Source organism: Lacinutrix cladophorae (assembly GCF_053604645.1).
In genome coordinates, this window is record NZ_JBSHNR010000110.1 from 295226 (window position 1) to 308648 (window position 13423).

The window sequence follows — 13423 nt, forward strand, 5'->3', positions numbered from 1 at the left end:
ATAACATTAACATTAAAACCTTTAATATTATGAGAAATTTTAAAAATGCTTACGACCTCAATGACCAAAAAGAGGAAAACGTAAAAAAATCACAAAAGCATGATGCAAATTTACAAAAAAACTCTACCATTTACTTTCAAGTTGGTTTAATTGTATGTTTACTATTTAGCTACGGCCTTTTAGAAATGCAGTTTGAAACAAAATCTTTAGAGGTTGGTTATGCCATTCCTTTAGATATCGATGATGATTTAATTGATATTAATTATGTCATTGAGGAACCTCTAGTGATAAAAGAACCAGTCCCAATAGAAAAGGTGAAAAAAGCAAAGTTGGTAGATGTGTATACTACTGTCGCAAACGATACGCCAGATGCTGTTATTACAGAAGTGGTTGTAGAAGATCCTCCAATAGTAGATAACCCTGTAGTTGCTATTGTCGATGTTCCCAATGTAAAAGAGCCAGATCCAATAATAGAAATTCCTCTCGATTTTGTTGAAATTGTACCTGTTTTTCCAGGATGTGAAAGTGCTACAACCAATGAAGAGCGTAAAGCCTGCATGTCTGAAAAAATAGGAAAACATATTCAGAAAAAATTTGATACAGACATTGCTAGCGATTTAGGCCTAGAAGGAATACAACAAATTAATGTTATGTTTAAAATAGATAGAAACGGAAATGTTACCAGTGTACAAGCTAGATCTGCTCATAAAGAACTTGAAGATGAAGCTAAAGAAGTTATTGGTGATTTACCAAAAATGACACCAGGAAAACAAAAAGATAAAAATGTTTCCGTTATTTATGGAATACCGATTAAATTTAGTGTTCAAAATTAATTGAACATATTAATTCTATAAAAATCGTTAATAAGTTGTTGTTAACGATTTTTTTGGGTCTATCAAATTCTAAAAAAATAGTATCTTACCACATTATAAAAAAACAGCGAAACCTATTATGAAGAAATTCATCCTTTTACTTCTTCTTCTTCCTTATGTTACTTTTTCTCAAGAAGATTCCTTTTTCGAAAAACCTCCCGTTTTTCCAAATTGTGAAGCTTCAGAAATTGAAAACCTTCAAAATTGTTTTGATGCTAACGTGTTAAATCATATTTATAATACATTTAAAACACCAGAAAATGTTTCCGAAGAAAAGTATAGCGGCGAAGTTGTTGTGCTTTTTGAAGTAGATAAAGAAGGTGCTTTTAAAGTGGTTTATGTGGATGCAATGTACGAGGAGTTAAAAAAAGAGGCTACTCGTGTTTTTGAAGCATTACCAAAGATTAAACCAGGAACCTATAATGGTAAACCAACCTTTAAGCAATATTCTATTCCCATTCAAATTCCTATTATAAACCAAGCAGTTCAAAAAAGAAGTATTACAAAAGTAGGTGAGGAATTGTCTATAGAAGAGACAGTTAAAACCGAATACGATAGCGTAAATAAAAAACTTGTTCCTTATACAAACAAAGAATATACGAGTCAGTTAAATATACCTTTTACGCATAGTGCATATGCTAAATTTGATAGGAATATTAATCTAGTAGGTACTAATAGCCATACTGCATCTAAGCCTTTTATATATGAAGATGTTTCCAAATATTACGATTTTAAAGCCGAAAATGAAGCATTGCATAAAGGAAAAGAAACTTTAGTGTCTAGAAAATTATGGAATGAACACATGGTTCGTTACCAAGCCGAAAATTATTGGTTTACTATAGATCCTATTTTTGATTTTGAAGTTGGTAAAGATACCGACGCCGAATTTAGTTCTACCTATAATAATACAAGAGGAATTAATATTCAAGGAGGATTAGGTAAGAAATTTAGTTTCTATGCTTCGGTTTTTGAAAGTCAAGGACGCTTTGCGCAATATTATAATCAATATGCCGAATCTATTAAAGCTTCTGATGAGGTTGCAATAATTCCCGGAAGAGGAATTGCAAAACGATTTAAAGCCGACTCTTATGATTATCCGGTTGCTGAAGCATACTTGTCTTATTCACCTACCAATTTTTTAAACGTGCAATTTGGTCATGGTAAGAATTTTATTGGTGACGGATATCGTTCCTTATTTGTAAGTGATGTTGCTAGCCCTTCTCCATTTTTAAAAATTAACACCAAGTTTTGGAAAATTAAATATACCAATACTTGGATGTGGTTAAAGGATGTTACACCTGCTGGAACAGACGAAGATGGCGCCTATTTAAATAAATACATGGCAACGCACTTTTTAAGCTGGAATGCTACAAAACGTTTAAATATTGGTTTTTTCGAATCTATAGTTTGGGCAAAATCGCAAAACAGAGGTTTTGATGTAAATTACCTAAATCCAATTATTTTTTATAGAGCGATTGAGTTCGAAACTGGGCAAGACGCAGGTAATGCTATAATGGGTTTATCTGCAAAATATAAAGTGAACGACAATATAAATGCATATAGTCAATTTGTGTTAGATGAATTTTCATTAAACGATATTACAGGAGGAGAAAAAAGTTGGAAAAATAAATTTGGTTACCAATTAGGTTTAAAATATTATAATGCTTTTAAAGTGAATAACTTGATGTTGCAAGCGGAGTATAATAGAGTAAGGCCATATACTTATTCGCACAATACGACATTTTTAAATTATGGGCATAATAACCAATCTATGGCACATCTTTGGGGAGCAAACTTTAGTGAGTTAGTTTTAATTGGTCGTTACCATTATAAACGCTGGTTTGCAAATGCTAAAATAAACCTAGGGAATAGAGGCTTAGATTTTGATAATAATATTAGTTACGGAAACAATATTTACGAAACCTATAATAATAGACCAAGTGACACTGGAATTACCGTAGGACAAGGAAACAAGACAAAAACATTCTACACAAACCTTCAAGCAGGTTATTTAATAAACCCAGCAACCAATCTGAAAATATTTGCAGATATAACTATTAGAGACTTTAATCCAGAAGCACAAACAAGTACTGCATTTAAAAATAATACCGTTTGGTTTAATTTTGGTATACGTACAGACTTGTTTAATTGGTATTTTGATTTGTAGACAATTCCTTTGAAAGAAGGAATCTCATATAATTTGACGAAATTTTTATTAGTAAAGAAATGCCATTTCATTTCTATTGACCAATTGTAATTAATACCAGAGGAGTATGTAATTAAGATTAATTTATGGTGTGTTGTTTTGCTTAATTGTTTTTTGATGTAAAAGACAAGAACAAAAAACCACAACCTAAAACCTTGTGGTTTTTTCTTTTTAAATATGCTTTTATAAACTATCTTTGCACTCGCAAAACAAAGCGTTTTATTTGAGTACAACAGCTACATCTTCAGTACAACATAGCATAATTTCAGATTTTAAAGAAATTACTAAAATGCGCTTGGCATTAAGTGTCGTGTTTTCTTCGGTAGCAGGTTATTTATTAGGAGTAGAAACTGTAGACTATACCACACTTACTCTTTTAGCTTTTGGTGGTTATTTTATGGTTGGAGCATCTAATGCATTTAATCAAATTATAGAAAAAGATTTAGATGCTTTAATGGATAGAACTAAAGATAGACCAGTTGCTGCGGAAAGAATGTCTGTAAATACTGCTTTTGCAATTGCCACTATTTTTACCATTTTAGGACTTGTTATTTTATATGTAATAAATCCGCAAACAGCTATGTTTGGAGCAATTTCCATATTTTTATATGCTTGTGTATACACACCATTAAAAACAAAAACACCATTATCTGTTTTTGTAGGAGCGATTCCCGGAGCAATACCGTTTATGTTAGGTTGGGTTGCCGCTACTAACGATTTTGGTATAGAACCAGGCACCTTATTTGCTATTCAATTTTTTTGGCAATTCCCACATTTTTGGGCAATAGGTTGGTTTTTATTCGATGACTATAAAAAAGGAGGTTTCTTTATGTTACCTACCAGAAAAAAAGATAAAGGTACAGCTGTACAAACCATTGTATATACCATATGGACAGTTTTAGCGTCGTTAATTCCAGCATTTGGTTTTACAGGAAAATTATACATAACACCAATTTCGGCAGTTATTGTTGGCCTTTTAGGTTTGGTTTTACTTTATTTTGCACTTCAATTATTCAAAAAAATGACAACACAAGCAGCAAAAACATTAATGATTGCTAGTGTTTCTTATATTACATTGCTACAAATAGTATATGTATTAGATAAATTTATACGTTAATCATGGATTTAACTCAGGGTACTTTACAGGAAAAACACGGCAGAGCAAAAAAAATGATGCTTTGGTTTGGGATAATATCATTAGTAATGTCTTTTGCCGGATGGACTAGTGCTTTTGTGGTAAGTAGTGCTAGACCAGATTGGTTAAAAGACTTTGTGTTACCAAATGCATTTATAATAAGTACTGTAGTAATTATTATAAGTAGTATTACCTTTATTTTAGCAAAACGTGCTTTAAAAAATAACAATAGACAACAAACTACTATATGGTTGTTAGCTACTTTAGTTTTAGGTGTTGTTTTTATTATAAATCAATTTCAAGGCTTTCAGCAAATTATAGATTTAGGGTATTACTTTACTGGTGCAGCTAGTAATGTTACCATGTCTTATATTTATTTAATAGCAATGGTGCATATTTTACATGTTGTTGTTGGCTTGATTTGCTTGTTAGTAGTAATTTATAATCATTTTAAACAAAAGTATAATGCGACAAATATGCTAGGCTTAGAGCTAGCTGCAACCTTTTGGCATTTTATAGATATACTTTGGGTATATCTCTTTTTGTTTTTATATTTTGTAAGATAAATTTAACGCTTTTTTAAGGTTCTTTTTTAGCGTATTAGCTAAAGCTTATCTAGAGTCTATTAAAATTTAGTGTTGTATGTTTCGTTAGAAAAATAAAATGATTATTTTTGTGCAACTTTTAATAACTAAACCAATTATATGAATACTACAGTAGCTACTGGAACAGAAGGAAAAACTTGGGGAGGAGGAAACAAACCTCTACATGCAAGTTATGGAAAAATGATGATGTGGTTTTTCATCGTTTCCGATGCATTAACATTTTCAGCATTTTTAGCTGCCTATGGGTTTTCAAGATTTAAGTTTATAAATTCTTGGCCAATTGCAGATGAAGTGTTTACTCACTTTCCTTTCTTACATGGTGTAGAAGCACCAATGTATTATGTTGCTTTCATGACATTTGTACTTATTATGTCTTCAGTAACGATGGTGCTTGCGGTAGATGCTGGTCACCATATGAATAAAGCGAAAGTAACTATTTACATGTTTTTAACAGTAATTGGTGGTTTAATATTTGTTGGTTCTCAAGCATGGGAATGGAATACTTTTATTAAAGGAGAATTTGGTGCTGTACAAACAAAGGGTGGAAACATTTTACAGTTTGTTGATACCGAAGGACATCGAGTTGCTGTTGCAGATTTTGCTAAAGTAGAAGCTGGAGACAGAACACAACATGAAAGCAAAAACGGTTTGTGGTTTGTTAACGAAAGTGAACTTCCTACTTATACAATGTCCGAGATTACTAAAGGTTTAGAAGCGCATCCAGATGTTTTAGTAAGAACTCAAATTATTGATGCAGATGGAAAAAAGACGGTTTTATCAAGAGAAGAGTCTATTAAACAACTAAAAGAAAACGGTAGGTTATTTGTAAAAGGAGCTAACCTTCATGTCAATGAATATGGTTCACCATTATTTGCTGATTTCTTTTTCTTTATTACAGGTTTTCACGGTTTTCACGTCTTCTCAGGAGTTGTTATTAATATCATTATTTTCTTTAATGTTATTCTTGGAACTTACGAAAGACGTAAAAGTTATGAAATGGTTGAAAAAGTTGGACTTTATTGGCACTTTGTCGATTTAGTTTGGGTGTTTGTATTTACATTCTTCTACCTAGTTTAATTAATTAAAAATTTATTTTTCTTTCCTCGAAAGAGGGAATATAAAAAACATATATAATGGCACACGAACATAAATTAGAGATTTTCAGAGGATTATGGAAATTTAAATCCAATACCGCAAAGATTTGGGGTGTATTAGCATTCTTAACTTTTGTAACAATAATTGAAGTTGTATTAGGTATTGTAAAACCAGAAGCTTTAATGAGTAAGTTTTTAGGAATGAAAATCTTAAACTGGATATTCATTATATTAACTATAGTAAAAGCCTATTACATTACTTGGGATTTTATGCACATGCGTGATGAAGTAAAAGCATTAAGACGAATGGTAGTATGGACAGCTGTTTTCTTGATCCTTTACCTAATATTCATTCTTTTACAAGAAGGTGGTTATATTGAAACTGTATACTCTTCAGGTTTTGTAAAACGTGATTTTTAAATAAAAATTTTTCAGTTAAAATAGATATAAAAGGTGGTTATTAAACCACCTTTTTTTATTTTTGTAGCATGAACAAAAAGCGTCTTAAAAGAAATCTAATTCTTGGAATTTTATTCTTCCTTCCAGTACTATTTCTATTGTTTTTATATCCTGCAAAACACAACTATATTGCTTTAGATATACTAGAAGAAAATGTATTAGATATTACTTCTTTTACGTCTTTAGAAAACGAAACGATCCTTCTAAAAGATCATATTACCATTTTAGGTTTTGTAGGCAAAAAACCAATAGATAAACTTACAGCAATGTCTAACTTAAAAGAGTTAATGTATGATAAGTTTAAAGGCTTCAAAAAGTTTCAAATCGTTATGGTTGTTCCAGATAGCACAAAAACAGAAGTACAGCTATTAAAGAGTGAATTAAGTAAATACGAACCGTTAAAATACTGGAAATACGTTTCCGCTTCAAATAAAGAAATTCTTAAACTATACAAAAGCCTTCACTTAATTAGTGATTTAGATGCAAATTTTGCAACAGACGATGTTGTAATTATTGATAAAGAATTAAATTTAAGAGGAAGAATAGACGATAGATCAGACAATGAAAAGCAAAAGAATAAACCAGCTTACCAAATGAAATCTTACGATTGTATTGAAGTAGCTGAGCTTAAAAATAAAATGAGTGAAGATCTAAGAATCCTATTTACAGAATACAGACAAAAACGAAAAGGGAATTTTAATTCGGAAACCAGAAGAGCAAACGATTTACAAAACGTAACAGAATAATATTTGTCGTTATAAAAAAATACAGACTCTTTTAAAACATATCTCACTAAGCTTATCGAAATGGCCTTAAAAGAAATAATATGAGCAAGAAAACAAACTATTCATACATAGGTATAGCATTAACTATCTTAGTATTCGGAATTATTTTTATACCAAAAATAGTAGATAGAATCACAAATAAAGATGTTACAAGAGAAGAGAGTAGAAGTGTAAGTGTATCGAATGAAGATAGAACAATAAGAACTTCAGATTTAGCTTTTCTTGAAATTAATGGCGAAGCGAAAAAAGTACCAAACTTTAGTTTTGCTAATCAAGATGGTAAAATAATAACCAACGAAGATTATTTAGGTAAAGTTTACGTTATAGAGTTTTTCTTTACTACCTGTCCTACTATTTGCCCTAGAATGAGTCGCAATTTAGTAGAAATACAAAATACATTTCCAGAGAATAGAAATTTTGGTGTAGCATCTTTTACCATTAACCCAGCTCATGATACTTCCGAAGTATTAAAAGCGTACGCTGAAAAATATAAAATCACAAATCCAAACTGGCATTTAATGACAGGAGATCAAGAAGTAATTTATGATTTAGCAAATAAAGGTTTTAATTTATATACTGCAGAAGAGGAAGAAGTAGAAGGAGGTTTTGAACATTCTGGAAACTTTGCCTTAATTGATAAAAATGGTTTTATAAGATCTAGAGTAGTAAACGGAAATCCAATTATTTATTACAACGGTATGATCTCTGAAGAAGAAAAAGTAGACGACGATGGCCAAGAACAACAGATAACCATGTTGAAACAAGATATTAATAAACTATTAAACGAATAACTAAAAAAAGTAAACTCTTCAAGTAATTTTGAAGTGAGCGAAATTATATAGATAAAAAATTATGGAAAATAGTCTAGACGAAAAAAAATATAACAAATTAATAGTAATTTTATCTGTTGCTGTTCCTATTGTTGTAGCGATATTATTTGGTGTTAAAATACCAAATGTAGAACCATTATCCTTTTTGCCTCCTATTTATGCAACCATTAATGCAATAACCGCTATTCTTTTGGTAATTGCTTTTTTTGCTATAAAAAAGAAAAATATTGTGCTTCATGAAAACCTAATGACTACTTCAGTTATGTGTTCTGCTGTATTTTTAATCCTTTATGTAGCGTATCATATGACTAGCGATTCTACTAAATTTGGTGGAGAAGGAGTCATTAAGTATATATATTATTTTATACTAATAACACATATATTATTGTCCATAATAATTATCCCTTTTGTGTTAATTACCTATGTACGAGCAATTACCAAAAATTTTGAAAGACACAAAAAAATAGCACGTATAACATTTCCTTTATGGTTATATGTAGCAGTAACAGGAGTTGTAGTATATCTTATGATATCCCCTTATTATGCGTAAATTAATCCTTTCCTAATCAAGGAAGGGTTAAAAAAAAATTAAAATGAAACAAAAAATATTATTCTTAATTTTCTCCATTCTTTTCTTTCTAGAAACAAATGCACAATGCGCAATGTGTAGAGCAGTCTTAGAGAGTGAGGAAGGACAAGCCACAGCAGAAGGTGTCAACGATGGTATAGTTTACCTTATGGCTGTTCCTTATCTTTTGGTAGGAGGAATAGCATTTTTTATTTATAAGACCTTCTCTAAAAATAAAACGGAATAATTTCAATTTTCTGTAACATTTCTTTCCTTTAATAGTCTTATTACTATAGCATTATTAATTCTTAACATTTTGTTAGTATAAATCGTTTAAAGGTTTATGTAATTTGTCATGCTAATCAATCAATCAATTAATCATGATAGAAATCAAAGATTTACATAAATCTTATCATATGGGAAGTAATTCTCTTCACGTATTAAAAGGAATTAATTTTAGTGTTAAAGAAGGAGAACTAGTATCAATAATGGGTTCTTCAGGTTCTGGAAAATCTACTTTGCTTAATATTTTAGGTATGTTAGACGAAGCAGACGAGGGGTCTTATACATTAGACAATGTTTCCATTAAAAATCTTAACGAAAAAATTGCTGCTAATTATAGGAATAAGTTTTTAGGATTTATTTTTCAATCCTTCAATTTAATAAACTATAAGTCAGCACTAGATAATGTTGCTTTACCTTTGTATTATCAAGGTGTTAAACGAAAAGAAAGAGCAGAAAAAGCAATGCATTATTTAGAAAAAGTAGGTTTAGCACAATGGTCTCACCATTTGCCAAGCGAACTTTCTGGAGGTCAAAAACAACGTGTAGCCATAGCAAGAGCTTTAGCTAGTGATCCTAAAGTTTTATTAGCAGATGAACCTACAGGAGCTTTAGATACAAAAACCTCATATGAAGTTATGGATCTTATTCAAGGAATAAACGACGAAGGTAAAACGATATTAGTGGTTACACATGAGCCAGATATTGCACAAATGACCAAGCGTATCGTAAACCTTAAAGATGGTTTAATTATAGATGATAGTAAGGTCGAACAAGTAAGAGCTTTAGCACATGTTTGATTTAGAACGCTGGCAAGAAATATTTGAAACCTTAAGTAAAAATAAGCTTCGTGCTTTTTTAACAGGACTCTCTGTAGCTTCTGGTATTTTTATATTAGTAATCCTTTTAGGATTTAGTACAGGAATACAAAATGGTGTGCGTTCTCAATTTCAAAGAGATGCAACAAATCTAGTTAGTATTTGGTCTGGTGTTACTACCAAAGAACACAAAGGTTTAAACCCAGGAAGAAGAATTCAATTTAAAAATGGAGATTTTAATGCTGTATCTAATAAATATGCTGATAATATAGAAAATGAATCCGCTTTCTATACCATTTGGGGAGGATTAGTAAACTACAAAAATGAATCTGGAAATTATAGAATTCAAGGTATTTTGCCAGGGAATCAATTTATTGAAAACGCCGATGTAAGTAAAGGACGTTTTATAAATATTGCAGATGTCGATGGCACCAAAAAAGTAGCAGTAATAGGTAATAAAGTAAGTCAGGATTTATTTAAAGGAGAAGACCCAATAAATAAGAACATATCACTTTATGGTATTACTTTTAAAGTAGTTGGTGTTTTTTACGATCCAGGAGGAGAACGTGATGAAAGTAAAGTTTTTCTACCCTTAACAACTGCGCAACTCGCATTTAATGGAGCAGATAATATTCGTAATATGATGTTTACATTAAAAATGGCAGATAATTTTGATGAAGCAGTTGCAGAATCACAAGCTATTTCTTCAGCAATAGAAAGCGAATTAAAAATAAGACAAACTGTTGCTCCAGACGATACAAATGCAGTACGCGTGTATAACACACTTGAGGAAGCCAAAAAAATATACTCACTTGTAGATACGATTGCAGCTGTATTTTGGTTTGTAGGTATTGGTACCATTATAGCTGGAGTAGTTGGTGTTGGAAACATCATGCTAATTATAGTAAAAGAAAGAACAAAGGAAATAGGTATACGTAAAGCACTAGGAGCACAACCTTGGTCTATTGTTGGTATGATTTTGCAAGAATCTGTTTTTGTAACCATGATTTCAGGATTATTCGGACTTATTCTAGGTCTAGGTTTATTAGAGCTAGTAGGGCCACTAATAGAAAGTGATTTTATTAAATATCCACAAGTAGATTTTAATACCGCATTAACCACTGTTTTTGTTTTAGTTTTTGCAGGAGCTTTAGCAGGATTTATTCCTGCATATAGAGCAGCCAAAATTAAACCAATTGTAGCATTAAGAGACGAATAATATGTTTAGTAGAGATCGTTGGGACGAAATATTACAAGCACTAACAGCTAATAAGTTTAGAACTTTTTTGACTGCTTTTGGTGTGTTTTGGGGAATTACCATTTTAGTGTTACTCCTTGCATTAACCAATGGGTTAAAAAATGGGGTTACAGCCGATTTTGGAAACTTTGCAACAAACTCAATGTTTATGTGGACGCAAGGAACTACAAAAACATATAAAGGCTTGCCAAAAGGAAGACGTTTTAATTTTAAATTAGAAGATGTAGAAACGCTTAAACGTGAATTACCTCAATTAAAATACGTGTCACCTAGAAATCAATTAGGAGGTTATAATGGTGCTAATAATGTGATAAGAGGCACAAAAACGGGTGCGTTTACTATATACGGAGACTATCCTGAGTTTATTAAACAGCAACCTATGGATATACTTCAAGGCCGTTTTTTAAGTTATTCAGACATTGAAACTAAAAGGAAAGTTTGTGTTATTGGTGAAGACGTCGTAAAAGCTATGTACGATAAAGAAGAAGAACCTCTTGGTTCTTATGTTAAAGTTAATGGTGTGAATTTTTTAGTTATTGGAACATTTAAAGCTGCTAATAGTGGTGATAAAGAAGAAGATGCTAATACTATTTTTATGCCTTTTACAACTTTTGGTCAAGCATTTAATAGAGGAGATAATGTAGGTTGGATGGCAATAACAGCTAATGATGATACTACAGTAACTGCTTTGAAACCAAGAATTCTAGAACTCATGAGGGAGAGCCATAAAGTACACCCAGAAGATGAACGTGCTATTGGTAATTTCGATTTGTCGGAAGCATTTGGCCGTGTAAATGGTTTGTTTTCTATATTATCCTTTGTTGGTTATTTTGTGGGAGCTTTAGTTTTAATGTCTGGAATCATAGGGATTAGTAATATCATGCTAATTGTTGTGAAAGAAAGAACAAAAGAAATTGGAGTGCGAAGAGCCTTAGGGGCTTCCCCTTGGACCATTAAATCACAAGTGTTACAAGAAAGTTTATTATTAACCATCATCTCTGGAATGGTAGGCATCTCTTTTGCAGCATTCGTGATTTTTATAATGAATTATATTTTAGATCAAAGTGGCCCTGTAGATAATTTTGCTAACCCAAGTGTGAGCATGTCTGTAATATTTACAGCGCTATTTATATTAGTAGTTTCTGGCTTATTGGCAGGATTAATTCCTGCAAATAGTGCAACTAAAATGAAACCTGTAGATGCTTTACGTATCGAGTGATTTATTTTTTAGGAAACAGTATTTTGTAAGCAGCAACTAACTGCTTGCATTAAATAATAAGATTACGAGAAAATAATATTTTAGAAAATAAACAATCAAAAAACAATAAATCAACAAAAAAATGAAAAGAACCAAAACCATAATCGTATTAACACTAATAGTTGTTGTGTTTGGTGCAGCATTATATTATTTATGGCAAAAAAACCAAGAAGATCCTGTAACCTATACAACAGATTCTGCTAGCGAACAAACCATAACAGTAAAAACAGTTGCAACCGGAAGTATCGTTCCAAAAGACGAGGTTTTAATTAAATCTAATATCTCTGGAGTTGTAGAAGAAATATTTATTGAAGCTGGTGAGTACGTAAAAGCTGGAGATTTAATTGCAAAAATTAGAGTAATTCCTAATGTGTCTTCTTTAACCAATGCAAAAGGAAGTATTGCTACTAATCAAACAGCATTACAAACCTCGCAAATTAATCTACAAACACAAGAAGCAAGTTATAATCGTCAAAAAGCATTATTCGATAAAGGTGTTATTTCTGCTAATGATTTTGAAGCTGTTAGTAATACCTATTTACAAGCTAAACAAAGTGTAGAGCAAGCTAGAATAAATGTTAATACAGCAAGACAAAATTACGATATTGTAAAAACAGGTACCACAAGCGGTTTAGGTAATATTGCACAAACACAAGTAAGAGCTACGGTTTCAGGAATGGTTTTAGATGTTCCGGTAAAAGAAGGAAATCAAGTAATTGAAGCTAATAATTTTAATGAAGGGACATCCATAGCATCTTTAGCAGACGTTAAAAAAATGATTTTTGAAGGTAAAGTAGATGAATCTGAAGTTGGGAAAATAAAAGAAGGTTTACCTTTAGAAATTACAGTAGGTGCAATTGAAGATAAAAAATTCGATGCTGTTTTAGACTATATTGCACCAAAAGGAGTTGCAGAAAATGGAGCCATTCAATTTGAAATAAAAGGAACGCTTCAAAAAATAGATTCTACTTTTATTAGAGCAGGTTTAAGCGCAAACGCTTCTATTATTTTAGATAAAGTAGAAAATACTTTAGCAATTAAAGAAGCTTTAGTACAATACGATGAAAAAACTAAAAAACCTTTTGTAGAAATGGAGACAGGAGACCAGAAGTTTGAAAGAAAAGATGTAGAACTTGGTATAAGTGATGGAATTTTTGTGGAAGTGAAAAGTGGCATTACTAAAGACGATAAAATTAAGGTTTGGAACCAAGTTCAAGGCATTCCAAAATACGCACAAGAGAATTAATTAAAAA

General features: G+C 31.3%; 14 protein-coding genes. All 14 read left to right on the top strand.

Features of this window, described 5'->3' with window-relative positions; translation table 11 throughout:
- The first annotated feature begins 29 nt into the window (after window positions 1-29).
- The 14 genes from ACVC3Y_RS08610 (at window position 30) to ACVC3Y_RS08675 (ending at window position 13416) form a co-directional block, all read left to right on the top strand.
- Window positions 30-833: an energy transducer TonB gene (locus ACVC3Y_RS08610; RefSeq protein ID WP_303422540.1), complete on the top strand. Its 804-nt coding sequence runs from the start codon at window positions 30-32 to the stop codon at window positions 831-833.
- A 118-nt stretch (window positions 834-951) separates the two neighbouring features.
- Complete coding sequence (locus ACVC3Y_RS08615; protein ID WP_452226650.1) at window positions 952-3039, top strand: energy transducer TonB; 2088 nt, start codon at window positions 952-954, stop codon at window positions 3037-3039.
- Between the two features lie 262 nt (window positions 3040-3301).
- Window positions 3302-4195 carry a heme o synthase gene (gene cyoE, locus ACVC3Y_RS08620; protein WP_303422534.1) on the top strand — a complete coding sequence of 298 codons (894 nt, stop codon included), beginning with the start codon at window positions 3302-3304 and terminating at the stop codon, window positions 4193-4195.
- Between the two features lie 2 nt (window positions 4196-4197).
- Complete coding sequence (locus ACVC3Y_RS08625; protein WP_303422531.1) at window positions 4198-4779, top strand: cytochrome c oxidase subunit 3; 582 nt, start codon at window positions 4198-4200, stop codon at window positions 4777-4779.
- A 138-nt stretch (window positions 4780-4917) separates the two neighbouring features.
- Window positions 4918-5895 carry a cytochrome c oxidase subunit 3 gene (locus ACVC3Y_RS08630; RefSeq protein WP_303422527.1) on the top strand — a complete coding sequence of 326 codons (978 nt, stop codon included), beginning with the start codon at window positions 4918-4920 and terminating at the stop codon, window positions 5893-5895.
- Window positions 5896-5951: 56 nt separating this feature from the next.
- Complete coding sequence (locus ACVC3Y_RS08635) at window positions 5952-6332, top strand: cytochrome C oxidase subunit IV family protein (protein WP_303422524.1); 381 nt, start codon at window positions 5952-5954, stop codon at window positions 6330-6332.
- 68 nt (window positions 6333-6400) lie between these two features.
- Window positions 6401-7117 carry a hypothetical protein gene (locus ACVC3Y_RS08640; RefSeq protein ID WP_303422521.1) on the top strand — a complete coding sequence of 239 codons (717 nt, stop codon included), beginning with the start codon at window positions 6401-6403 and terminating at the stop codon, window positions 7115-7117.
- 80 nt (window positions 7118-7197) lie between these two features.
- Window positions 7198-7947, top strand: a complete 750-nt coding sequence (locus ACVC3Y_RS08645; RefSeq protein WP_303422518.1) for an SCO family protein — start codon at window positions 7198-7200, stop codon at window positions 7945-7947.
- Between the two features lie 61 nt (window positions 7948-8008).
- Window positions 8009-8536: a DUF420 domain-containing protein gene (locus tag ACVC3Y_RS08650; RefSeq protein WP_303422515.1), complete on the top strand. Its 528-nt coding sequence runs from the start codon at window positions 8009-8011 to the stop codon at window positions 8534-8536.
- Between the two features lie 43 nt (window positions 8537-8579).
- The gene (locus ACVC3Y_RS08655; RefSeq protein WP_303422512.1) at window positions 8580-8801 is read left to right on the top strand and encodes a hypothetical protein; all 222 of its coding nucleotides are present in this window, start codon (window positions 8580-8582) and stop codon (window positions 8799-8801) included.
- Between the two features lie 133 nt (window positions 8802-8934).
- The gene (locus ACVC3Y_RS08660; protein ID WP_303422509.1) at window positions 8935-9636 is read left to right on the top strand and encodes an ABC transporter ATP-binding protein; all 702 of its coding nucleotides are present in this window, start codon (window positions 8935-8937) and stop codon (window positions 9634-9636) included.
- The gene (locus tag ACVC3Y_RS08665; RefSeq protein WP_303422506.1) at window positions 9629-10873 is read left to right on the top strand and encodes an ABC transporter permease; all 1245 of its coding nucleotides are present in this window, start codon (window positions 9629-9631) and stop codon (window positions 10871-10873) included. Before ACVC3Y_RS08660 ends, ACVC3Y_RS08665 begins: the two co-directional genes overlap by 8 nt.
- Window position 10874: 1 nt before the next feature.
- Window positions 10875-12131, top strand: a complete 1257-nt coding sequence (locus tag ACVC3Y_RS08670) for an ABC transporter permease (RefSeq protein ID WP_303422504.1) — start codon at window positions 10875-10877, stop codon at window positions 12129-12131.
- A gap of 121 nt (window positions 12132-12252) precedes the next feature.
- Window positions 12253-13416, top strand: a complete 1164-nt coding sequence (locus ACVC3Y_RS08675) for an efflux RND transporter periplasmic adaptor subunit (protein WP_303422502.1) — start codon at window positions 12253-12255, stop codon at window positions 13414-13416.
- The last annotated feature ends 7 nt before the right edge of the window (window positions 13417-13423 follow it).

What these genes read in the sequence shown, in the direction of transcription:
- ACVC3Y_RS08640 (WP_303422521.1), top strand. Translation starts at nt 6,401, where the DNA reads ATGAACAAAAAGCGTCTTAAAAGAAATCTAATTCTTGGAATTTTATTC.
- ACVC3Y_RS08635 (WP_303422524.1), top strand. Translation starts at nt 5,952, where the DNA reads ATGGCACACGAACATAAATTAGAGATTTTCAGAGGATTATGGAAATTT.
- ACVC3Y_RS08670 (WP_303422504.1), top strand. Translation starts at nt 10,875, where the DNA reads ATGTTTAGTAGAGATCGTTGGGACGAAATATTACAAGCACTAACAGCT.
- ACVC3Y_RS08675 (WP_303422502.1), top strand. Translation starts at nt 12,253, where the DNA reads ATGAAAAGAACCAAAACCATAATCGTATTAACACTAATAGTTGTTGTG.
- ACVC3Y_RS08660 (WP_303422509.1), top strand. Translation starts at nt 8,935, where the DNA reads ATGATAGAAATCAAAGATTTACATAAATCTTATCATATGGGAAGTAAT.
- ACVC3Y_RS08665 (WP_303422506.1), top strand. Translation starts at nt 9,629, where the DNA reads ATGTTTGATTTAGAACGCTGGCAAGAAATATTTGAAACCTTAAGTAAA.
- ACVC3Y_RS08645 (WP_303422518.1), top strand. Translation starts at nt 7,198, where the DNA reads ATGAGCAAGAAAACAAACTATTCATACATAGGTATAGCATTAACTATC.
- ACVC3Y_RS08655 (WP_303422512.1), top strand. Translation starts at nt 8,580, where the DNA reads ATGAAACAAAAAATATTATTCTTAATTTTCTCCATTCTTTTCTTTCTA.
- ACVC3Y_RS08630 (WP_303422527.1), top strand. Translation starts at nt 4,918, where the DNA reads ATGAATACTACAGTAGCTACTGGAACAGAAGGAAAAACTTGGGGAGGA.
- ACVC3Y_RS08610 (WP_303422540.1), top strand. Translation starts at nt 30, where the DNA reads ATGAGAAATTTTAAAAATGCTTACGACCTCAATGACCAAAAAGAGGAA.
- ACVC3Y_RS08625 (WP_303422531.1), top strand. Translation starts at nt 4,198, where the DNA reads ATGGATTTAACTCAGGGTACTTTACAGGAAAAACACGGCAGAGCAAAA.
- ACVC3Y_RS08650 (WP_303422515.1), top strand. Translation starts at nt 8,009, where the DNA reads ATGGAAAATAGTCTAGACGAAAAAAAATATAACAAATTAATAGTAATT.
- ACVC3Y_RS08615 (WP_452226650.1), top strand. Translation starts at nt 952, where the DNA reads ATGAAGAAATTCATCCTTTTACTTCTTCTTCTTCCTTATGTTACTTTT.